This window comes from Pseudomonadota bacterium (assembly GCA_018817425.1).
Classification (GTDB): domain Bacteria; phylum Desulfobacterota; class Desulfobacteria; order Desulfobacterales; family RPRI01; genus RPRI01.
Window position 1 is genome coordinate 64376 of record JAHITX010000080.1, and the last position, 23063, is coordinate 87438.

Below are 23063 nucleotides of genomic sequence, written 5' to 3' on the forward strand. Positions count from 1 at the left end.
CCTTGATTAGCATCAAATCAAATAAAAGGAAAAATATGCAAAAAAGAAATGACATCGTTTTTTTATAAAATTAATATCTATTTTTTCTGTGTCAAGAAGTACTGAAAAAAATTTCTATGCTTAATGATAAGCATACCTTGAGCGAGGCAAATATTTCGTAATAAGATTAATAAATTTGAATGATTCCAAATCGCTTATCTATAAAAAGGAGTGAGAGATGGGGAAAAACCATGAAAAATATGATGTAGTTGTTTTGGGTTCAGGTATAGGCGGGCTGTGCTCGGCTGCTTTGCTTGCAAACAAAGGCTATAAAACGCTTGTAATTGAAAAATTACCGATAATTGGCGGCAGATGTTCAACATTGACATACAAAGGTTTTAAGATTCCAACAGGAGTGGTAGCTGTGCCAATGTCGGGTACTTTAAAATCTATTTTTGATGAAGTAGGTGCTAAGTTTCCTGTTTCTCCCATAACCGTACCACCGAAATATCTTATCGATAAAAACATTATTGATGAACCTGGAAACGGGCAGCCGCTTTCAATATTATCCCGGTTTTTTTCCGATGAAAAAGAACTAAGCAGGTTAAAACGAGGGTTCGAAATTGCCGAGACATGGAATGCTCCTTCAAATGAAACATCTTTTCTGGACTTTCTTCATAAATATACAAGAGATGAAAACATAATCGCGTTCTTTAACAACAAGTGCGATATATTTTTTACACTTAAAGCTCACGAACTTTCAGCAAGAGAATATTTCCTGGCTCATAAAGGAAGTTTAATGGATTTTCAGCCTATGGGCTTTGCTTCTCAAGGCAGCATAAGTCTTATGAAAGCCCTAAAAAACTCTATAGAGGCAAATGGCGGCAGGGTTTTAACCCGATGCAGGGCATTAAAAATACTAGTCAAAAACTCAGCTGCCACAGGAGTAGTATTTGAAAATGAAAAAGGAAAAACAACTGTTTCAGCTACTGCGGTTGTAAGTAATACTGGTCCCCAAAAAACAATTGCACTTGCAGGAAAAGAATATTTTGATAATGGTTATCTGAAAGAAGTAAGAAATATGATCTCCTCATTTCAAATGTGGGTGACAACAATAAGTGATCGGCCACTCTTTGAAGTTCCCTTTTTGTGCACTCTTAAAACTCGAAGATTATTGACATTATTATCTGCTTCTCTTGTATGCCCTGACCTGGCGCCTGGAGGGAAATATGTTCATTATTCCATATCAGGCCCTACAACACAGATAGGCACCTGGAATATAAAAAATGAAATAAACCTGCATATCCAGGATTTAAAAGAGAATATACCTGATTTTAATAAACACGGAGAAATCCTGCATGTAGGTTGTTATTGGGGAGAATTTCCAACAATTTCCAATGTGCAGTTGGTGGGTTATAAAGATATCCCGCAAAAAACTCCCATAGAAAATCTATACAATGTAGGAGACGGAGTGGCAAAAAAAGGAGGATTATCATCCGGAAGCCCCGGTTGCGCTTTAACTGCCAGGATAGTCGTGGAGGATATTGAAAATCGCTTTGAACCCGGTCAATAACTCCGTAGTCATTTTTATAAAACTGTTTCCATTTGGTAATACAAAAAAAGTTTCGATAGTGAAGAAATAGCGGTTGTTTCATAATGGAATTGCTTTCGCGCTTTGCAGGAAAAGCGGGAAGTTAGATGTTGCTGATAACAGGTGAGTGTGGTAACAGAACAATAAATTTTATATTTGCAAAACGAGAGGCCGATGGAGAAAATATTAACGCAAAAAGAACTTCCCAGTGAGATAACCCGCCTGAAAAGAGCCGGAAAGAAAATAGTGTTCACAAACGGATGTTTCGATATTCTTCATGCCGGTCATGTAAGATATCTTGTTGCGGCAAAACAAGAAGGGGATATTCTTGTTCTTGGTCTTAATTCGGATAAGTCCGTAAAGTCTATAAAAGGTGAAAAAAGGCCCATAGTTTCTCAGATGCTAAGAGCTGAAGTGCTTGCCGGACTTTTGTGCGTTGATTTTATCACTTTTTTTGATGAGCCTGACCCTTTGAATCTTATAAAAGCTGTTTCGCCCGATGTACTGGTTAAAGGAGACGATTGGGCAGAAGAAAATATTATAGGGGCTGATTTTGTAAAAGCTAATGGAGGCAAAGTTGTAAGGGTTTCCATGGTGCCTGGGATATCGACTTCTTCGATAATAAAAAAAATTCTGGAAGTATATGAAGAAAAGATGGTTGACGGTTGATGGTTACCGGTTCACAGTTCACAGTTGATGGTGATGGTTGATGGTGTGAAGGATTCACGGGTTTAAGTATTATAGGCTGATTAAATTGATTTTAACAAAGGCAAATGGAGTTTCTTTTTACCGGTTTCCTAATCTTGTACCTTTTCCCAATTTAAGGCATGGGATATTTACAAGAAACGGCGGGTTCAGCAAAGGATCTTTTGACAGCCTTAATGTTAGTTTATCAGTTGGGGATGACCCTGAAAATGTGAAACAAAATCGAAAAATTATTTCTATTTGCATGGATAATGGCAAGCTTGTTTTTGCAAAGCAGGTTCACGACAAAAACGTTATTGTTATTTCGGAAAAATCAGCAAATGATGCAGCACCATTAGTCGGAGATGCGTTGATAACAGATCTTTATAATAAACTGCTTGTTATAAATATTGCAGACTGTCAGGCGGTTCTCTTGTACGATTCTGTCAAACAGGTGGTTGCAAATATTCATTCAGGATGGCGTGGAAGTATTAATAATATAATAGGTGCCACAATAGATGCCATGAAAGCAAATTATAATTGCAGGCCGTCTGATATATCGGCCGGCATAAGCCCTTCGCTTGGGCCCTGCTGTGCCGAATTTATAAACTATAAAAAAGAGATTCCTGAAAAATTATGGAAATACAAGGATTTAGCCTTGAACCTCGATTTCTGGGCCATAAGTGCCGATCAGCTTTCTGATGCAGGTGTGATACCGGAAAATATATATTCTTGCAGAGTATGCACAAAATGTAATAAAGATCTTTATTATTCATACCGAGGAGAAAAAACCACCGGAAGAATGGCAACGGTTATAGGACTTAAATAAGGATAGACAACCCCCTTGATCCCCCTTTTCTAAGGGGGAATTAAAAAAGGTATTAAGGATCTTCCTTTTCCAGGGAGGAATAAAAAGGATAACCCGTGTTTTTAGGAAAAGTTCAGGTACGATGGAACAAGAAAATAGGTCCTTCGTATTATAAAATCGGGCTGGATTGCGGCACAGATTTGTCTGTAGCTTTGCCGGGGCAGTTTGTTATGCTTCGCTTAACAAGCGGTATTACGCCCTTTCTCCGCCGCCCTTTTTCAGTTCACAATATTGCTGACAGCAATGATGGTGGAAAATATATTGAAATTTTATACGAATTGGTTGGAGAATTTACCGGAAGGCTTTCGGAAATTAAAGCCGGTGAATTAATTGATGTTATGGGGCCGCTTGGCAAAGGGTTTGATTTAGCGCAAAATTACAGCAAAATATTTATTGTGGCAGGAGGCATAGGTGTTGCCCCTATGCGTTATTTAAGTTCATATCTTATAGAGAAAAAGCATGTTGATCCCCTTGATATAAAAATATTTCATGGTGCAAGAACAAAAGAATGCATTTTGTGCAGGGATGATTTTTATAATCTCGGACTTGAGGTTATGGTTACAACAGATGACGGAAGTTGTGGAGAAGCCTGTTTTATTACGAAATCTGTTGAATCTGTATTGGCAGAAAGCTGTCCCGAAGTTATTTTTGCGTGTGGCCCACCGGAAATGCTTAAATCTCTTGCAGTTATAGCAAATGAGCATGAGGTGCCGTGTCAGGTTTCTATGGAAAGTCTGATGGCATGCGGAATAGGGGCATGTCTTGGGTGTGCCTTGGAAGGAAAGGATAATTCCAGGTATCTTCATGTATGCAAAGATGGGCCTGTTTTTGATGTAATAGATTTACAGTTTAAGTAAGGCAATCTTTTTGCATTGACTTGGTTAAAATCATATGTTAATGGGCAACAGCTCTACATAAGTTAGAGGACTTAATATTCCGGCTTTTTAGAGTTGGAAAGATCTTATAAATAGAGAGTGTTTCGGTTTATAATGAAAAGAGAAACAAGACGTTACATGGGGGAGCTTGCTTATTACAGTAGTCTTGGTTTTCAGGTGGCGCTTTCTATAGTTATAGGACTTGGAATTGGTGTATATCTTGACAAGCGATTTGAGCTTTACCCTTGGCTTACGCTTGTTTTTATTGGGCTTGGTGTTGTAGCCGGATTTAGAAATATCTGGCTTGCAATAAAAAAAAGTGAAAAGATTTCACAGGAAAGAGATGTAAAGTGAAATTACAACAGAACCTTCTGAAATTTGTTGTGAGAACAAACTGGATACTTTTTTGTCTTGCAAGTATCTTAGGATATCTATTAGCTACTCCTAAGTTTGCAATCGGAATAATATCGGGGGGGCTTATTGTTACAATAAATTTTCATCTGCTGTATAAGACACTCAAAAAATCACTTACACCTCCGCACCTTGCTTCTCACAATGTTGTTTTAGCCAAGTACTATGCCCGTTTTGCGGTAAGCGGGGTTATTATATTTGTATTGATATCCGGGCATTATGTTAATCCCCTGGGTCTTTTTATCGGTTTGTCCGTTGTGGTGGCAAGCATTATGATTGCAGCCATTCTGGAATTTAAGAAACTTATTTTCAAGGAGGCAATTTAAGGTGGCACATCCCTATATGTTTTTTGTAAAACTTTTTGAGGCTATCGGCTTTGAGCAGGCTTTCGCGTACAAGCATATTATTTATTCATGGGTGGTTATGATTCTGCTTCTTGCTCTTGGAGCTTTAGGCGCAAAGGGTGTCAAAATGATCCCAGGAAAAGCACAGAATGTTTTTGAAATGCTTATTTCAGGCATTGAGGAATTTATGGTTGATGTTACTGGCGAAGAAGGCCGCTGGCTTTTTCCGCTTGCGGCAACAGTATTTATTTATATTTTTGCCTGTAATCTTATAGGTCTGGTTCCCGGATTTTTCCCTCCAACGGCAGACTTAAATACTACAGGCTCGTGCGCTCTTACAGTAGTAATATTTACCCACATAATAGGTGTTAAGTATCATGGTGTGAAATATATTAAGCACTTTCTCGGGCCTGTATGGTGGATGGTTCCTATAGTGCTTCCTATTGAAATTATAGGGCATACTGCCAGGATTCTGTCTCTTTCTTTCCGTCTTTTTGGTAACATGATGGGACACGAACTGGTGCTTGGAATCCTTTTCGGACTTGCAGGGCTTTTCTTTGGGCCACTTCCGATTATGGGTCTTGGGATTTTTGTCGCCTTGGTTCAGGCATTTGTTTTCTTTTTGCTTTCAATAATGTATTTTACCAGCGCAATGGAACACGCCCATTAATTTGCTGGAATAAAATAAAATTGTTTTATGGGACAATGGAAGAAGCTAAGTAAAAATCTAAAAAGGAGGTAGTTAATTATGGAAGTTCAAGCATTAAATTTCTTTATCGCATGTGTTACAGCAGCCGGTTTCGGTCTTGCTATTGCAGCTTCATTTTGTGGTATTGCTCAGGGCCTTGGCCTTAAAGCCGCTGTTGAAGGTATTGCAAGAAACCCTGAATCATCAGGAAAAGTTACAGTTACATTGCTGATCGGTCTTGCTATGATCGAATCTCTTTGTATCTATGCGCTTGTAGTTGCTCTTATTCTTATTTATGCGCATCCTCAGGCAGCAGCCATTGCTGGCCTTTTTACCACTGTTGCACATTAATAAAAAAATTAAGGTTTAAAATAAAACAGGGCTGTGTCATAAGACACAGCCCTGTTTTATTTCTTATTAAGAATCTTTTTTAAGTATTGCCCGGTATATGATTTTTTATTATTGGATAATTCTTCGGGTGTGCCGGCACCTACAATATAACCGCCTTCATCTCCTCCCTCCGGCCCAAGATCTATAATATGATCGGCAGTCTTTATAACATCTAAGTTATGCTCGATCACTATAACTGTGTTTCCGGAATCAACAAGCCTGTTTAATACATTAAGAAGTTTTTGTATGTCATCAACATGAAGACCTGTAGTTGGTTCGTCAAGGATATATACAGTCCTGCCGGTTCCTTTTTTGCTAAGCTCCCGTGAAAGTTTTACCCTCTGAGCTTCACCTCCGGAAAGAGTTGTTGCAGGCTGGCCTATTTTTATGTATCCAAGCCCGACATCTGCTAATGTTGTAAGTTTTGTTTTTATATTTTTTATTCTATCGAAAAAAACAATGCCCTGATTTACAGTCATGTCAAGGATATCAGCTATATTTTTTCCTTTATACTCCACCTCAAGGGTTTCACGGTTATATCTTTTTCCATGACAGACATCGCAAGTTACGTAAACATCCGGCAGAAAATGCATTTCAATTTTTATTATGCCGTCTCCGCTGCATGATTCGCATCTTCCTCCTTTAACATTAAAGCTGAACCTGCCCGGTTTATAGCCTCTCATACGGGCATCAGGAGTTCTTGATAAAAGCTCCCTTATATATGTGAAAAGACCGGTATAAGTTCCCGGATTTGACCTGGGTGTTCTTCCTATAGGAGATTGATCTATATTTATTACCTTGTCTATATGTTCAAGCCCAAGTGCTTGTGAGTGTTCGCCAACTTTTATCCTAGCGTTAAAAACCTTACGGGACAAAATATTATTTAGTGTTTCAAGCACAAGAGTGGATTTGCCTGAGCCTGATACTCCGGTAACGCATATGAATGTGCCGAGCGGAAATTCGACATCGATATTTTTAAGATTATTTTCCGAAGCACCTTTTAAGATTATTTTTCCGCCGTTTCCTTTTCGTCGCTTATCCGGCACTTCAATTTGCCTGCGCCCTGAAAGATATTGGCCGGTTAAAGAATTATCATCTTTTACAAGCATATCGGGAGTACCGGAAAACACTACTTTACCGCCGTTAACACCTGCTCCCGGTCCCATGTCTATAACAAAATCTGATGAGAGAATTGTCTCTTCATCGTGCTCGACAACAAGAACCGTATTTCCAAGATCACGCATATTTAAAAGAGAAGAAAGAAGTCTTAAGTTATCTCTCTGATGTAACCCGATACTTGGTTCATCCAGCACATAAAGGACACCCGTAAGTTTCGATCCTATTTGTGTGGCAAGCCGGATTCTCTGGCTTTCACCGCCTGAAAGTGTATAAGCGGATCTGTCGAGCGTAAGATAAGAAAGCCCGACGTTTTCAAGAAAAGCAAGCCGTTCCTGTATCTCTTTTATAATTCTTTTTGCAATTGCTTCTTTTTTTTCTTCAAGCTTAAGATCTTTAAAAAAAGTTGCTGCTTTTGAAACTGAAAGTGCTGTTAGTTCAGATATGGAAGCGTCCCCGATTCTTACGGATCTGCTTGCCTTGTTTAATCTTGCCCCGTGGCATTCAGGGCATGGATGAAAAATCATATACTCCCGGATATCTTCTCTTGTCTGGTTTGAATCACTTTCTATATATTGCCTTTGAAGTTTAGGGATAATTCCTTCAAAAGTTTTTTTATAACTTAAGCGGCGGTTATCCTGCTCGAAAAAGAATTCTATCTGTGCTTTCCCTGAACCGTAAAGCAATATATTTTTAAATTCATCCGGAAGATCTTTGTATGGGGTATATATATTTACGTTGTAATGTTTTGTAAGACCATCTAAAAATTCATTGAATTGTAACGAATTCCTATTAGCCCAGATTGCAACAGTACCCTGCCGCAAAGACAGTTCCTTATTTGGAATAATAAGATCAGGATCAAATTCAGGGGTTGTCCCCAGCCCGTCGCATTTACTGCATGCACCCTGGGGAGAATTAAAGGAAAAACTTGCAGGGGTAAATTCTGGATAGCTTATTCCGCATGTGATACAAGCGGATTTTTCACTAAAAAGTATAGGTTCTCCTCCCTGGATATCAATGGTAACAAGTCCTTCGGATTGTGACATCGCAAGTTCCAGAGAATCTGCAAGCCTGTTTCTGATCCCTTTTTTAATTACCAGCCTGTCAATAATAACGTCTATAGTATGCTTTATGTTTTTGTCCAGCTTTTGTACTTCCTCAATTTCATATATCTTCCCGTCAATCTTAACCCTTGAGAAACCATTTTTTCTAAGTTGTTTTAAAAGCTTTTCATAAGATCCTTTTTGACCCGAAACCAGCGGAGATAAAATGGTGATTTTTGTTCCTTCAGGCAGTGACATTATCTTGTCTGCTATTTGATCAAGGGATTGAGATGTAATCGGTTTCTGACAGATATAACAATGGGCTGTACCTATTGTGGAATAAAGAAGCCTGAGGTAGTCATATATTTCAGTAACAGTTCCAACAGTTGATCTGGGGTTATGACTTGCAGTTTTCTGCTCTATCGCGATTGCAGGAGAAAGTCCTTCTATTGTATCGACATCAGGTTTATCCATACGCTCTAAAAACTGACGGGCATAAGTCGAAAGAGATTCTACATATCTGCGTTGTCCTTCTGCATACAAAGTATCAAAGGCGAGAGTGGATTTGCCTGAACCTGAAAGCCCTGTAATTACAACAAGCTTGTTTCTTGGCAGCTCAACATCAATATTTTTAAGATTATGCTGTCTTGCTCCCCTTACTATTATTTTATCAAAACCCATTTAAGAATCCTTATACACCTTTTTGCATGCAGTTTGCCTGATATGCAGCCATTTTTATTGCTGAAATCAGGCTGCCTGGATCGGCTTTACCTTTTCCGGCTATATCATAGGCGGTTCCATGATCAACTGAAGTTCTTACAATCGGAATCCCAAGAGTTGTGTTGACCCCATCTTTAAAATGCACCATTTTGAAAGGAATAAGTCCCTGATCATGATACATGGATATCACAGCATCATAAATTTTGTTTAATGCATTATAAAATATCGTATCAGGCGGAAAAGGACCTGATACGTTAAATCCTTCTTTAACTGATTTTTCAATTGCGGGTATTATAATATCATTTTCTTCATTACCGAATATACCGCTTTCTCCTGCGTGAGGATTGAGCCCTGCAACGGCAATTTTTGGTGATTTGATACCGAAGCGTTTTATAAGGGCTTCTCCCGTTATTTTTATAGTTGTAAAAACACTTTCTATTGAAATGGCATCCGAAACGTTTTTTAAGGGCATGTGGATTGTCACAAGGGATACTTTAAGTCTATCCCCAGCCATCATCATGACAAAATCTTTGGTTCCTGTGCGCTCGGCTATAAGTTCCGTGTGGCCGTTATAATCAAACCCGGCAAGCTGCATGACCTTTTTGTTTATCGGGCATGTAACAATTGCTGAGATCTCTTCGTTTAACGCCATATCGGTTGCTTTTATGATATACTCTACCATGGCTTTACCTGTCTGTATTGTAGGATTTGCCCATGATTTTTCATTAAACTCCAGTTCGGAAATACAAAGCAGATCAATTGCTCCGGTCTGGTATCTGCCTCGGCAATGATTTGAAATACAGTTTAATTCTATAGAGCTGTTTATGACTTTTTTTGCGGTTTCCATTACTGCCATATCCCCTATTACAAAAGGCCGGCATAATTTGTAAAGAGACGGATGACTTAATGCAGATAATATAATTTCAGGTCCTATTCCTGCCGGATCTCCCGCGGTTATTCCTATCAAAGGCCTATGATTTTTCACAAAGACTCCTTAGCTTATTGTTGGATATTATCCACTCCAGATCAGTGTTTATATGCCTTCAGCCCATTTATGGGCTAAATTGGAGTTTATTAATTAATTATAATACTACATAGGAAAAATTCTTTTTCAACAATTTCCAAGGGTAAATACTATAATAATTCTGCAAAGCCGATTATGATAAATAATAAAAGGTAATCGGAGCATTTGCGAGATATTAATAATGACCCATTGGTGTTTTGTTATTCAAAATATATGTCGATATACTTAAAATGTAAGAGAAAAAGCAGCGAATGAAAAAAGGTTTGAAGTTTAAGGAGTTTGTTAGCCCCTATAATATATTATCATTTATAACAGATAGATATAAATTGTTAACAACTTGCAAAAAAACATTCTGAATTCAGTTTTTATCCGGTTTGACATTGCTGATTTGATGCATTAATAAAGATCTCGAAACTAAGTTTACTATTCGTTTCGTCTTATTAGTTACTGCCAATTTATTGTAAAAAAGGTCTCTTCGGTCAGCAGGTTAATCGGGTTTTCAACTAAAATTTGGAAAATTATTTTTATGGAAGTTATCTGGAATTCAATCAAGATTGCGATTAAGACAACTATTCCCGGGCACTCGTACAGGATGTGGATAGAACCTCTTGAGTTTAGCGGAGTTCAAAATGGTGTAATGGTTCTTTCGGCTCCAAACCAGTTTTCCCAAAAAAGAGCCCAGGATAATTATGGCTCTTTAATTCTATCGGAATTAAAGAAGATTTCAGGAGAAGACAACACATTCATGATAGAAGTTTCTAAAAGGGGGCAAAAAGCCAGGTTGGAAAAAGTGCCGAAAAACAATCAACTACAGCTTCCAACTGAAAGTATCAGGCCTCATTCCGGCAGGTTTTTAAGAAAGGACTTTACTTTTGATCATTTTGTTGTGGGAGGAAACAACGAATTTGCTTTTACAGCTTCCCTTTCTCTTGCCTCTAAGAAAAATTCTCAGCAGAATTGTCTTTTTCTACTATCAAAGACCGGAATGGGTAAGAGCCATCTTTCACAGGCTGTAGGTCACCATATTATCTCACAATACCCTACAGAACGTGTTTGTTATCTTACTGCCGAAGATTTCAGCAATGAAATGATCCAGTCATTTAAAACAGATTCATTTAATAAGTTCAAAGGAAAATATAGAAAGGAATGTGATATCCTGCTTTTAGAGGATGTACATTTTTTAAGCGGAAAAGAGCGTACGCAGACAGAGCTTGCCTTAACTCTTGACAGTCTTCTTGATGCCGATAAAAAAATTATATTTTCAAGTTGTTATCTTCCGGGTGATATTCCTAAGTTAAATGATAAATTAAAATCTCGTTTTTCTTACGGAATTATTTCGGCTATTGAACCCCCTAATTTCAGAACAAGGGTACGAATCCTTCAAAAGAAAATGCTTTCAAACGGTTATCAGATAAAAGAGGATATTATTAATTATCTTGCAAGCGAACTAACAGATGATGTGCGCCAGCTTGAAAGCGGACTGATTGGTATAACCGCAAGATCATCTCTTATGGGAGTACCTATAGATCATGAACTTGCCGAGGTCGTAGTTAAAAATATTGTTCAAAGAAAGAAAAACATCACAATTGAAGTAATAAAGAAACTTGTTTGCAAGTATTTTAATATTGCATTAAGAGATTTAATCTCAAATTCCCGCAAACAGGCAGTTATGCGTCCCAGGCAGATTGCAATTTATCTTGCCCGCCGCTATACTGACTCACCTTTGCAGACAATCGGAAAAAGTTTCAACAAATATCATGCAACGGCCCTACACTCAATAGGTGTTATTGAAAGGGGTATCAAAGAGAACGGTGCTTTAAAAAAGCAAGTTGAGCTTTTTTGTCAAAAACTGGAGACCGGCAATTTTTAACATTCATATTTTCTTATGATCTTAAAAGATTCCTCTTATAAAAAGATACAGGATATAGTTGGTTCAAAATATTGCAGCAGATCAAAAGAAGATCTCATCTGTTATTCATACGATGGCACAGCAAACAGATATCTTCCTGATGCTGTAGTATTTCCTGAAAAAACAAGTGAAGTTTCAAGCATATTAAAGCTTGCAAGCCTTGATGGTTTTTTTGTAATACCACGAGGTTCGGGTACCGGAATGACCGGCGGATCTGTTCCTGTTATGGGCGGAGTGGTTATTGTCATGAACCGCTTTAATCATGTTATCGAAATTGACACGGACAATTTTACAGCAACAGTTGAACCCGGAGTTATTACTGCCCAATTTCACAGGGAAGTCGAAAAGTTTAATCTTTTTTATCCTCCCGATCCCTCCAGTTCGGAATTTTCGACTTTAGGCGGAAATCTTGCAGAGTGCGCAGGAGGTCCCAGAGCTGTAAAATATGGCGTGACCCGCGATTATGTGCTTGGTCTTGAAGCGGTTCTTCCAACCGGAGAGGTTATTAAGACCGGAGTAAAAACAGCCAAGGGTGTGGTTGGGTATGATTTGACACGTCTATTAATAGGTTCTGAGGGGACTTTGGGGATAATTACACAAATAACTGTAAAGCTTTTATCCCTTCCGGAATCAGTAAAAACTATGACCGCATCTTTTCCTGAACTTGATAAAGCAGCCAAAACCGTTTCTGAAATCATAAGGCAGGGCATTGTTCCAAGAACTATCGAATTTATGGATAAGGAATCCATAAAATGTGTTGAAAAATATCTTGGTACAGCAATAGCGGCTGATTCTAAAGCACTTCTTATTATAGAAGTTGACGGAAGATCAGATGAGGCTGAATCCTCGATAAAACAACTAAAAGAGCTTTGTATATCGCTTGGAGCAAAAGATGTCAGAATCGCCGGATCAAAAGAAGATGCCGCTTTAATCTGGAAGGCCCGCAAGTCAATATCACCCGCATTGTTTACATATGCTCCTGACAAAATAAATGAAGATATCGTGGTTCCAAGAAGTAAAATCCCGGATATGGTGCAAAAGATAAATTCAATGCGAAATAAAACCGGTCTGACCATTGCAAGTTTTGGACATGCCGGTGACGGGAATATACATTTTAATATAATGCTTGATAAGAAAAACAGTGAGGATTTAAAGAAGGCCGAAACCGCTATTGAAGAATTGTTTGATTATACTATTGAACTGGGAGGCACAATTTCCGGAGAGCATGGTGTAGGCATTACAAAGGCAGCATATATGGCCAAGGAGATAGGCCCTGTTGAAATAGAACTTATGAAAAAGATAAAAAATCTTTTTGATCCTAAAGGGATATTAAATCCCGGTAAAATGTTTGTAGAGCATTGATTATTTTATTGAAACTACTCTTCCAAATAATTATTTCCGTTCAAATAATCCAGGGCATAGGTTGGTATAAATAAAAATATTTAATCAAAATGAAGCTTGTGCCGATATATTCATATGGTATATTTCATAAAGTAACAGGTTGACATTTTTTGCACAAACCTATAATAAAGAATATGTAACTGATGTTTAATTATTAGATTTTTTGGATTTGATCGGCAGCAAACAACCGGTTCTCATTATAAAAATATAATGTTATAAACTTTACAGGTGAACCCATGAGAATAAAACTTCTTGTTACGGTTTCTCTTATCTTAGTCCTTGCTTTTGGCGTAAGTGCTTTTGGGGGAAGCAATATACGGAAGAATACTTTTACTTTTTCCGCTCCTGTTTTTGAAGTGGAAGATCTTATTGCCGAATTGCAAGATAACGGTAGTAATGTACTTGTTTCCGGAAAGATAAAAAACTTAAGTCATCATCCTGTAAAAGGATATGTAATAATATATTTAAAAGATAGTAAAGATCAAGTAGTAGGGTATGTAGAAGCCACTGTTAATGATCAAAGATCTTTTCAGCATGGCAAAGCCGGAAGATTCGAAACCGCCTTTAATATAGACAATATCCCTAATATCCAAAATGTTGTAGTAGAATTTGTGGATAAGTGAGGATTTAATAAACTCGATATACCCGGATAAAATCAGGTATAAAATCTCAACCATCATAGCGAAAAAGTATATCTACCGCATTTCTTGTATATTGTTCATCCGATAAACCGTCTGTTGCTTCCTGGGGAAATTTAGCTATAGTTTTGAAATGGTACCCAATTTGTGTAAAGAGTTCAACTCTTGCAACCGGATCCATCGCTTCGCGTCTTAAAAGAGCCTGAAGACCTATATCGGCTTCCACCTGGCTTGTGTTCTGGCGAAGCCTTGCTCCGATATGCGGGTAATTTCTGAAAGAATTATATTTATCCGAAAAGATTTGTGCAAAGTCGGGTTTCTGGGGTTCATATGAGCGAATAACAATAGTATTGGCTGCTATATCTCCCAGTCTTTGAGCTTGTTTTGATATAAGAACCGAAAGCCCTCCGACCATGTAAAGAGCGGGTAGTGCATCTACAAAGCGGAGCAGATTCCTGATGATAATCTGGCCTGGTTTAAGACGCAGGCCGTTAACATCCATAACTCTTAATTTGAAAAGCCTTTTTCCAAGTGTTTGTCCGTTTAAGTACCATTCAAGAAGTATCGAATACCCGATTGAAATAACGAAGTAAGAAAGCATAATGGCTGCTGTTTTCAAATCAGCACTGAATATAAAAAAAGCGCTTAATACAGTTGTTGCAACTTTGGCGATTAACATAATACAAAACAAATCAATCAGCCAGGCAAGAAAACGTGTGACAGGCCCGGCCAGAAGCAGAGAAAATACCACGCCTTCCGGAGTTACAATTCTTAATGTGTTTGTTTTTTTTTCGTTCATAAAGTCGATTTTTTAAAATTTTGTCTTCCTGAAAATGAAAGAAATAATATCAAGAGAACCAGCTCAACTATGCCAAATGCGATTTTTAATTCGTAAGAAATAACCGGTTCGTGATATTGGGAAAGAAAAGCCTCAATAATGCCGGCCCAGATAAGCATTACCGATACTCCTCCGATTAAGGTTACAATATCAGAAGAAATTTCTCTTAAACGTTGCCGCAATGATATAGGTTTTCCCCATCCGATTAAAGCTCCTGCAATAACAAGTCCTGCTTGTGCTGCGATAAGAATGGCAGGAATCTCCACAGAACCGTGCGGTAAAAGCCAGCCTAATAAAAATTTGGTTTTTCCAGCCAGAACATAGTCTGCAATTACAGCTCCCAGCATAGTTCCATTCACAAAAAGAACAAGAATTGTTCCAACTCCCCATGTTATGCCAAGTCCCATCGCGAAAATTGAAACCCTGATATTATTAGTCATCAGATGTGCTGAAAAATATGATTTATGTCCCGCCATCCGGTCTTCTTTGGCGCTTTCTTCTTTTGCCACACGTTCGGAAGGATCAATCATAAGATTGGAAAACGGCATGAGAATTTCTTTTGAGTCTGTATCAAATGCAATTGCCGCAATACCGAAGATGCACCCGGCAGAAATTATTGCAAGAGATATCCAAAATGCTGCTATCTGTTTGCGAAATGTTTGCGGAAAAGTTTTAAACAACCATTTTAAGAAATTAAATTTTTCAGTATTTTTCCTGCTTTCATTAATCTCGGAGTATGCTCTTGCGACAAGTGATTCAAGATAGACTTTAATATCCTGCTCTGCTGAAAAGTTCATTATTTTGGCAAGATCGGAAGATGCGCGCTGATACAAATAATGAAATCTTTTAACCCCTGACAGATCAAAAGAAAACCCTGCATCTTTATCCAGATTTTCCAGTTTTTCTTCCAGTTCGGACCAGAAAGGCTGTTCTTCTTTGATAAAATTGTTCAAATCAATGATCATAATATTTGTCTTTGCTTGATATTGATATAATTTGAGATCAATTGCGAGCACAATCTGCGACTTTCCAGAAGAAAAAAATCGGCCCCCTGTCTTGCAAGGGAAACATTCAGCTCCCTTAACCGGTTCCACACGATATGGCCTCCCAGATCCTGATAAACAGAGTTTATAGACATAATATCGGAAGATGAAAAAATTGAATTAGCGGCGGCCGGTTTTATCATATTTGCCATAATTAAATGATACCTGCTTAATATGTGGATGTGTTTTATAAAGTCTTCAGACATAACAGGGTCATCAAGGCTTGTTAAAATAATCATTAAAGCTCTTTTTCTTATCCGTGTACCGGCAAACGTAAATAATTCACGAAAATCAGGAGTTACACGGTTCGGATCGGCATTATAAAGAGAATCTCTGCATATACTATAATGAGCCTTCCCACTTTTTGCTTTTATAAAAAGGCTGACCCGATCTGAAAAAAGTACTATCCCATAATTGTCGCCGTGCTTTTCAGCAGTTTTCCCGATCATCAAGGCTGCTGTAATGTATCTGTCTAAAATCGTTTCCTGCGGAAATATGCTACTATTATTATCAGCAGATCTTCTTTCTTTTCCAAGCAGACCATTGTTAAAAATATGGGCATTTCGTGCGCTCATCCTGGATGCATCAATCATGACATAGATATCCTGGGTTCGTTCCACCTGAAAGACTTTTGTGACCGGCAAGCTACGTTTTGCTGTTGCTTTCCAGTGGATATCTTCATAACTGTCTCCGGGATTATAGTCTCTTAGTTTTTCAAATTCACGGCCTTTTCCGATTTGCCTTCTTGCGTGTGCTCCCATGCTTTTATCTGCGGATAATGCTGCAAGAAGTTTGTTTTCTGAAAAAAGATCAGGATAAACTCTTATCTCGCAGTAAATAGGAAAGGTCGTGCGTTTTGCCCACAGGCCTGCAAGAGATTTTTTCTCAAGATAGCATTTATTTAACAGATATTGCCCTTTTTTTAAACCCTTAACAGGCCATGCTATAGCGCTGCTAATTTCTTTGGAAGAAAGATTGAAAAAGATATCCTGATTTTCTGAAAATAATTGATCCGGAAACAAAAGCCCTAATCTGATTGGCCCATTTTGTGGTGCATCATTTTTAATTATAATTTTAATTGCAGAAGACCTGCCCACAGATATTCTGACCAATTCATTGCATTCTATCCGGATACCATCAAATGAACGAACAGATAAAAAGGCGTCAACAGTAGCAGCCAAAACAAAAACAAAGATAATTGCATAGGAGAGTATTGCTGCTGAGGAAATCACAGATGCAAGTATTGTAAATGGAATACATATAACTGCAAATAAAAATAGAAGTCTGCTGGTTGGAATCAGGTTCATCTCGGCACAGCAATATCCTGTAATATTGTATTAATTACTTCCTGTATGGTCAGTCCTTCTATTTCATATTCAGGCCTTAAAATTATCCGGTGTTCAAGAGCCGGTACAGCCAGATATTTTATATCGTCAGGAGTTACAAAATCCCTTCCATTTATTGCAGCAAATGCCCTGCATGCCTGAATCAGGGCCTGGGTGGCTCTGGGCCCGGCACCTATCATTATTGACTGGTTTGTTCGAGTGCTTCTTACTATCTCAACAATGTAATCGATTAGTTCTTCACGAATAATTATACCGGTTAAAAGTTGCCGGAGCTTATCAAGCAATTTGGGCGTAAGTATTTGTTTAACAGCCCCTGCTGCAAGTATTTCTTCAGGAGAATCATTTCCAAGCATTTTTTTTGCTAAAATCAATTCTTCGTCACGATCCGGATAATCCATTGTTATTTTAAAGAGAAACCTGTCTTTTTGAGCTTCAGGTAATGGATATGTGCCTTCATATTCAATCGGGTTTTGCGTAGCAAATACTGTAAAATATGGAGAAAGGTGGTAAGTATCATTATCAATGGTTACAGATTTTTCCTGCATGGCCTGAAGTAGCGCTGACTGGGTTTTGGCCGGTGCGCGGTTGATTTCGTCCGCAAGCAGAAATGTGGTAAACACAGGGCCTTTAATCAGAGAAAAAGAGCTGTCTTTGATATTGAATACATTTGTTCCTGTAATATCACTTGGCATTAAATCGGGCGTAAATTGTATTCTTGAAAAATCGCAACCAAGGACAAAGGCTAATGTTCTGACAAGAAGAGTTTTTGCAATACCCGGAACTCCTTCTATAAGCACATGGTTGCCTGTAAAAATTGCTATCAGGGACTTATCAATCACATGGTTCTGACCTATAATGACTTTGGAAACTTCTTGTCTTATAAGCTCAAGCACTTTTGCAAGTTTATCAGTGTCGGCATTCATCTGTTTTTCCCTTCCGATAGTAGTTTAAATATTTTGCGATATCCTTCAACCGGCTCGATAGACGGTTTTGTACCATCTTCTTTTGTTTGAACCGTTTGTTTTATTTTTTTTAATAACTCCATATTATGTTTTGAAGAGTTATGGCCTGAAGCAAAAGATTTTTCCCATTCGTTAATGCAAATGTTTAATAATTTATCTTTATTAATATTTCGCTTAAGCAGGCTTATTAAACCTGAAGATTGATCCCTTGCAGAGACCTGGGGTGCTTTTACAGTGTCAAAAGGCGGCAAAAAATGGGAAGAATTTTTCCGGATAAATAATATAGCAAAAATAAATATAGCGATTACCGGGCCGTAAAGATTATATTTTAATATCAAAGATGTGATCCCGGGATTTTTTTGAATTCCCAAATGGGCTTCATCAAAGATGATATTGCTGTTTTTACCGATCATAAATGTTAATAGCGCCGGTGTACTTTCATTTCTGAGTCCTTCATTACTGATAAAATAAGTATCAGTACATATTATTATTGACCCGTTTCCGTATTTTCTTTCGATAATTACAGGGTCATCCTCTACTGTTGCAATAATATCCCATTCTTTGGAAAGTTTAGTTAAAAAAAGTTTCGAGTGCCATGAAACACTTCCATAAGGACTATGTGAAATAAGGTTGTTTTGGTTTGGGGTTTTCTTGTTGTCTTTATCATTTGAAGTTATAGTGTCATATTCAAAACCCCATTTATTTAAAAGGGAAACCACATTACATGGTTTTAAATTATCTTTTTCATCTTCGACTTCTTTTTTTTGCTTTTTAATATTATCAATAACAAAGTTTTTATTTACCGGTTTAAGACTTATAACTAAATGCCCACCGGATAATACAAACCTGTTTAGAGCTTCAAAGTGTGATTTTGGCATACCGTATAGGGAAGAAGGATGCATCCCTAAATAAAATAAAACGGAATTATTATTGGGTTTTGTATTTATTATTGGAGTATAATTTCTTTTAACTGTTAAAGATTTCAAATTTAATAAAGAGTCGTGAAAGGCCATGCAGCCTAATGGATCGGATCTTAATGTGGAGTAAACAGGATAAATATCGCCGGACTCAAATCTTACAGCAAACAACCTGAATATTCCAAAAATAAGAACAGAGATGATAATAACAAAGAATATAAAAGACAGTTTGTTATTTCGCAAAAGCAATTATCCTTTTTTGTATTTCACAAAATTTATCAATATCTTCTATCTTAACAGGAACCATGCCATACCAGATTTTATCGATATAATTTACTGTTTCTTTAAATTCCAGAACCATTTCTTTATTTTCATGAGCGCGTCTTGCAAGCTCGTATTCATATTCTTTGTTTGATTTATATTTGGCGATTGAAATAAAGCTATGTTCGGAAAGAGATGAAAGTGTGCTTAAGTAAAAGGCCCGAATCGCTAAACGAAATTCTCCTTTTTCCAAAAATTCTTTTGCCATTTCAAGCCATTGGTTTGTAGAAAGAGCATCTGCACGAATGGTTTCATCTGATACATCTAAAACAATAACAGGAGTTGTTTCAGGCTCAGGGCTGTTTTTGCGGCGCTTTAATTTTATTTTTATAAGATAAATAATTGAAAGAATCAGCGCAATGGCAAGCAATGCATACAAAATGATGAGAGTTGTACTGCTATGGGATTTTTTCTCATGGTCAAATTTTATTTTTGAATCCGGCATAATGTTTTTAAGCCATTTTACTAGAGCATCAAACCATTTTTTAAGAGTATCTGTAAAATCATCCCAGTAAGGTTTTAGCCATTTGAAAAATGAGTCGAAGATACCGGGTCTGGTATCTTCGTTTTTTTTATCCCTTGTAAGCTTCCATACAAATTCTTTCCGGCTTAAAACTTTCTGTATAGAAGAATTTAATTCTTCCGGCGCAATATTTGAAACAGGGCTTATATTAAATTTTTTAGCCGGAATTTGAGTTGCATGGGAAATACTGGCAGAAACTATGATTTGAAGTATTATAAAACATGCCAAAAGAGTTGCTTTTTTAATGTCTGATTTTATTATGTTAAGGACTGCTATTAGGTCTTTTCCGGATTTTATCGATTCACCGTAAAATCCACGAAGGACATAGATTGTCTTTTTTAAAGGATCTACACACAAATATGTAAGACAAACAACAGTTATAAGAAAAGTGCTGTTTACATAGCTGTAGCCTCCCATTGTTGCGGCTGTTTCAATTCCTGATAACATTTTTATAAGATATGGCAAAATATATATGGCGATAGCTATATTTAACAGTATAAATAACTGAAAAAGAAATAGTATAAGAATTACAAAAATATTTTGTCTGGGATTATATTTTGTAAGTTCTCCGGTATCTTTGATAATTTCTTTTATGGTTTTCGCTTTTGAGTAATCTAATGCCAAAACATTTTGGTAAAAAGCATATACCCATGGATATGGCAGTGTAATAAGAAGCGCAACCGGAAACATTAAAATGGCCGATGGCTGTATTATTGTTTGTACAGTAACAATGCGGATGATTTTTAAAAATGACCAGCGTATTGGTTCAAACCTGCCAAGGCTTTCATATATCTTTACGGCGAAAACGGAATGCCAGCACTTCATCCAGACAAAAAGGACTGCTATGCCCAATGAAGCTGCCGAACAGTAGTCTTTTGCAAAAGGATTTTTGCTCATGTCACTCCAGAAATAAAGGAGGCCGAGCATAAATGGTATGCCGCCGATATAATACGGAAGCAATAATCTAAAGGGATCAAGGCGCAGCAGATGAACAGCTTCTTCTATAATTCCCGGCGCTGTAGTATTATCGCCATAAAAAGGCTTCTTCATAAGATGTTTACCAAAGATTTTTCCATATTGTTCCTTCATGAAATGACGAAGGAATCTTAAGCAGTGATACTCCCAGGTAATAAAAAACAAGCCAGAGAAAAAACAAGCTGCCAAAAAAAAGTAACAGCATGCCAAAGAACCTGAAACGTTTTTTTCCTTTTTCGGTGCTTAAGGTCAGATTTATTATGCAACCTGAGCATATTACTTTGCCCTCATGCTCGGTAACGCACTCTCTGCAGAAATATCTACCGCATTCCAGGCATTGTGCGGCAGCTTCACGCGATCTGTGATTAAAACATCGCCTGCGGGAGATATCCATTATATATGAACCTGTATGAACTTGATTAATTTCAAAGTAAAGAACAACTCAGTTTACAATTTTAGAGTTCTTTGGAAGTAGTTGCTTTTATGTTTTTCATGTTAGTGGTTTATCTATATCGATATTGGAATAGTGGTTAATATTTTGTAGTGTTTCTATAGATAAAAGGCCCTGTTCTTTTTCAATAAGGGGTTTTATCGTTTCAATGAATTTATTTACAACCCTTTCTCTGTTTACAGAAGCAAGCTTTTCCCTTTGTGTGTATGTCTCAATCCAGCATTCACGGGAAGTGCCATAAAATATATTTATAATAAAATAGAAAAGAACTACAATATCAATGAGTAAAAAGAAGATTCCAACTGGTGCCAATAAGGAAAATGCAGAAGATGTTTTAGAAAACGCACCTAAAAGGTACAGAGCAAATATTGTTATTAATATTATAGCCAAGCCTAAAATCATTGTTATAATATAAATTTTTGGTGTTTTGGCAATAGTTATTGATTTGATGTCATTGTAATAGAAGCGCTTATAGTTTTCGGATACACCGCTTGATTCGATAGAAAGTAAATGGTCAGATCCGGCCCACAGAGTGTCTTTTCCCATAATCCGTCTTCTTTTGCCAGGAAGACGGCGGTACTTTTTTTCATTTATTTGCATGCCCCTCCAGTAACAATAAACTGAAAATTGATTATTTATTTAATAGTTCGTGGAAATAAAATGACCAGCCTCCGATTTGGACGGCTGCAATACAAAAAGCCGCGATAAACCGGACTTTGCTTCTTTCGATAATACTTGAAGGTTTTTTCCAGTACTTAAATACAATATAAATAGAAATTGGTGCTGTGATAATGGTTGCCCATAAAAAGAAAAGCAGAGGAAGAACTGCCATCCTTATTGCAACGCTGTCATAAAGTGTTCTGTGTGTTTCTAAGTCTTTTAGCTCACCTTTGCTTTTTTTGTTTGCGATACAGGAAAAACAGATATGTTCTCCGTTCATTTCAACATCACATAAGGAACATAAGAATCTTCCGCATGAGGAACAGGGTATCACAGCTTTTTTCGATGGATGATAAAAACAGGATGCATCATCATCAATAATAAGTATCTGTCCGGTCTCAGCTTTTGGTGCTTTTCTTATATAAGCCGGAAAAACGTTGATGCGTATTTTAGAGCCGCAGTTCGGACAGGGAAGATAATTATCTGTGTTAATACGGTTAGCACCTATCGGGCCTTGGCATTTAATGCAAGCTATCATTATATTCTCTGTAATTTATTTTCTTATCACAAGAGTATTGCACATTCTGTCATGAAGGCTTCTTTTTTTTGAGTCAAAAGCAGCCATAAGATATCCAATAAGCAAAATGGCCCAGCTTAGCATTTCAGCAAAATATCTGCCTAATGCCCTTGTGTAGGTAACTTTCTCATTATCTGAAGTAATTACCTTTAAGCCGCACGCCATTTTTCCGGGTGTTGCTGCATATTTCCCGATAAACCAGGTATTATAAGCAACAGAAAATAAGACTAGAAGTAATGGCCCTGCAGTAGTTGTCAAAATAAGAAGAGGATCTTTTGGGCTGCCTTTGGGAATTAAATACTTCATCATAAAAAAGATGATTAGGAAATAAGGTATTATCAAAATGAGACCGTCAATAAACTTTGCACCATATCTGATCCAAAACCCGCCATAACGGAAATCCCCTGTAGCTACCCCTTCTTTAATTTTTTTAACAAACAAAGGTTTGCAGTTTGCGCAGACATTAAATCCTTCATATTGAATCAGGTCATCTTTTGAAAATGATTTGCCGCACTCGGAGCATTTTTGCATGATTGGAGCATCGGCAGGAGCAGGGGTGGGGGGAAGATTGGAAGCAGTTTTGACTTTTTTATACTTTTGCCAATCAGCCATGCTTTGGTTCCAAACCAATGTATTACTATTTATTGTTTCCGAACTTACTAGAGATTGAAATTCTGCTTCACTTACTGGTCCGACCGGCTCTTTGCCTTTGCTGTAGTACCATTCCATGTGTTTCACCCCCGTTTTTTTATTCGGCTATCTGTTGCAA

23 protein-coding genes are annotated in these 23063 nt (G+C 37.4%); 11 read left to right on the forward strand and 12 right to left on the reverse strand.

Annotated features, from left to right (window positions below):
* Nucleotides 1-217 precede the first annotated feature (217 nt).
* From KKC46_14260 to KKC46_14295, 8 genes are all read left to right on the forward strand, one after another.
* Nucleotides 218-1552 (forward strand): NAD(P)-binding protein, encoded by a 1335-nt coding sequence (locus KKC46_14260; GenBank protein ID MBU1054971.1) that lies wholly within the window; start codon nucleotides 218-220, stop codon nucleotides 1550-1552.
* 192 nt (nucleotides 1553-1744) lie between these two features.
* A complete protein-coding gene (rfaE2, locus tag KKC46_14265) occupies nucleotides 1745-2239 on the forward strand; it encodes a D-glycero-beta-D-manno-heptose 1-phosphate adenylyltransferase (protein MBU1054972.1) in 495 nt (164 codons plus the stop codon).
* A gap of 85 nt (nucleotides 2240-2324) precedes the next feature.
* Nucleotides 2325-3083: a peptidoglycan editing factor PgeF gene (pgeF, locus tag KKC46_14270; protein ID MBU1054973.1), complete on the forward strand. Its 759-nt coding sequence runs from the start codon at nucleotides 2325-2327 to the stop codon at nucleotides 3081-3083.
* A gap of 95 nt (nucleotides 3084-3178) precedes the next feature.
* Nucleotides 3179-3979: a dihydroorotate dehydrogenase electron transfer subunit gene (locus tag KKC46_14275; protein ID MBU1054974.1), complete on the forward strand. Its 801-nt coding sequence runs from the start codon at nucleotides 3179-3181 to the stop codon at nucleotides 3977-3979.
* Nucleotides 3980-4111: 132 nt separating this feature from the next.
* Entirely contained in the window at nucleotides 4112-4351 is a 240-nt protein-coding gene (locus KKC46_14280) for an AtpZ/AtpI family protein (protein ID MBU1054975.1), read from the forward strand.
* Nucleotides 4348-4734: an ATP synthase subunit I gene (locus KKC46_14285; GenBank protein ID MBU1054976.1), complete on the forward strand. Its 387-nt coding sequence runs from the start codon at nucleotides 4348-4350 to the stop codon at nucleotides 4732-4734. Before KKC46_14280 ends, KKC46_14285 begins: the two co-directional genes overlap by 4 nt.
* 1 nt (nucleotide 4735) lies before the next feature.
* Entirely contained in the window at nucleotides 4736-5422 is a 687-nt protein-coding gene (atpB, locus tag KKC46_14290; protein MBU1054977.1) for a F0F1 ATP synthase subunit A, read from the forward strand.
* Between the two features lie 78 nt (nucleotides 5423-5500).
* On the forward strand, nucleotides 5501-5791 hold the full coding sequence (locus KKC46_14295; GenBank protein ID MBU1054978.1) for an ATP synthase F0 subunit C: 291 nt from the start codon (nucleotides 5501-5503) through the stop codon (nucleotides 5789-5791).
* A gap of 56 nt (nucleotides 5792-5847) precedes the next feature.
* On the opposite strand, the gene uvrA is transcribed toward KKC46_14295, so the two are convergent.
* On the reverse strand, nucleotides 5848-8670 hold the full coding sequence (gene uvrA / locus KKC46_14300; GenBank protein ID MBU1054979.1) for an excinuclease ABC subunit UvrA: 2823 nt from the start codon (nucleotides 8668-8670) through the stop codon (nucleotides 5848-5850).
* Between the two features lie 10 nt (nucleotides 8671-8680).
* Nucleotides 8681-9694, reverse strand: a complete 1014-nt coding sequence (pdxA, locus tag KKC46_14305) for a 4-hydroxythreonine-4-phosphate dehydrogenase PdxA (GenBank protein MBU1054980.1) — start codon at nucleotides 9692-9694, stop codon at nucleotides 8681-8683.
* Between the two features lie 565 nt (nucleotides 9695-10259).
* On the opposite strand from pdxA, the gene dnaA reads away from it, so the two are divergent.
* From dnaA to KKC46_14320, 3 genes are all read left to right on the forward strand, one after another.
* Nucleotides 10260-11603, forward strand: coding sequence for a chromosomal replication initiator protein DnaA (gene dnaA, locus KKC46_14310; GenBank protein MBU1054981.1), 1344 nt, complete (start codon nucleotides 10260-10262; stop codon nucleotides 11601-11603).
* A gap of 15 nt (nucleotides 11604-11618) precedes the next feature.
* Entirely contained in the window at nucleotides 11619-13004 is a 1386-nt protein-coding gene (locus tag KKC46_14315) for an FAD-binding protein (protein ID MBU1054982.1), read from the forward strand.
* Nucleotides 13005-13279: 275 nt separating this feature from the next.
* On the forward strand, nucleotides 13280-13666 hold the full coding sequence (locus KKC46_14320) for a hypothetical protein (GenBank protein ID MBU1054983.1): 387 nt from the start codon (nucleotides 13280-13282) through the stop codon (nucleotides 13664-13666).
* A 46-nt stretch (nucleotides 13667-13712) separates the two neighbouring features.
* On the opposite strand, the gene KKC46_14325 is transcribed toward KKC46_14320, so the two are convergent.
* The 10 genes from KKC46_14325 to KKC46_14370 all read right to left on the reverse strand — a co-directional run bounded on the left by KKC46_14325 (nucleotide 13713) and on the right by KKC46_14370 (nucleotide 23023).
* Nucleotides 13713-14480 (reverse strand): RDD family protein, encoded by a 768-nt coding sequence (locus tag KKC46_14325; protein ID MBU1054984.1) that lies wholly within the window; start codon nucleotides 14478-14480, stop codon nucleotides 13713-13715.
* Nucleotides 14477-15484, reverse strand: coding sequence for a stage II sporulation protein M (locus KKC46_14330; protein ID MBU1054985.1), 1008 nt, complete (start codon nucleotides 15482-15484; stop codon nucleotides 14477-14479). The genes KKC46_14325 and KKC46_14330 overlap by 4 nt, the downstream gene beginning before the upstream one ends.
* Entirely contained in the window at nucleotides 15481-16869 is a 1389-nt protein-coding gene (locus KKC46_14335) for a DUF58 domain-containing protein (protein ID MBU1054986.1), read from the reverse strand. Before KKC46_14335 ends, KKC46_14330 begins: the two co-directional genes overlap by 4 nt.
* The gene (locus KKC46_14340; protein ID MBU1054987.1) at nucleotides 16866-17831 is read right to left on the reverse strand and encodes a MoxR family ATPase; all 966 of its coding nucleotides are present in this window, start codon (nucleotides 17829-17831) and stop codon (nucleotides 16866-16868) included. The genes KKC46_14335 and KKC46_14340 overlap by 4 nt, the downstream gene beginning before the upstream one ends.
* On the reverse strand, nucleotides 17828-19030 hold the full coding sequence (locus KKC46_14345; GenBank protein MBU1054988.1) for a hypothetical protein: 1203 nt from the start codon (nucleotides 19028-19030) through the stop codon (nucleotides 17828-17830). The genes KKC46_14340 and KKC46_14345 overlap by 4 nt, the downstream gene beginning before the upstream one ends.
* Entirely contained in the window at nucleotides 19020-20681 is a 1662-nt protein-coding gene (locus tag KKC46_14350; GenBank protein ID MBU1054989.1) for a hypothetical protein, read from the reverse strand. The genes KKC46_14345 and KKC46_14350 overlap by 11 nt, the downstream gene beginning before the upstream one ends.
* A gap of 7 nt (nucleotides 20682-20688) precedes the next feature.
* Nucleotides 20689-21000 carry a rhomboid family protein gene (locus KKC46_14355; GenBank protein ID MBU1054990.1) on the reverse strand — a complete coding sequence of 104 codons (312 nt, stop codon included), beginning with the start codon at nucleotides 20998-21000 and terminating at the stop codon, nucleotides 20689-20691.
* A 96-nt stretch (nucleotides 21001-21096) separates the two neighbouring features.
* Entirely contained in the window at nucleotides 21097-21657 is a 561-nt protein-coding gene (locus tag KKC46_14360) for a hypothetical protein (GenBank protein ID MBU1054991.1), read from the reverse strand.
* Nucleotides 21658-21688: 31 nt separating this feature from the next.
* Nucleotides 21689-22255, reverse strand: a complete 567-nt coding sequence (locus KKC46_14365; protein ID MBU1054992.1) for a hypothetical protein — start codon at nucleotides 22253-22255, stop codon at nucleotides 21689-21691.
* A gap of 15 nt (nucleotides 22256-22270) precedes the next feature.
* On the reverse strand, nucleotides 22271-23023 hold the full coding sequence (locus tag KKC46_14370) for an RDD family protein (GenBank protein ID MBU1054993.1): 753 nt from the start codon (nucleotides 23021-23023) through the stop codon (nucleotides 22271-22273).
* Nucleotides 23024-23063: the final 40 nt, after the last annotated feature.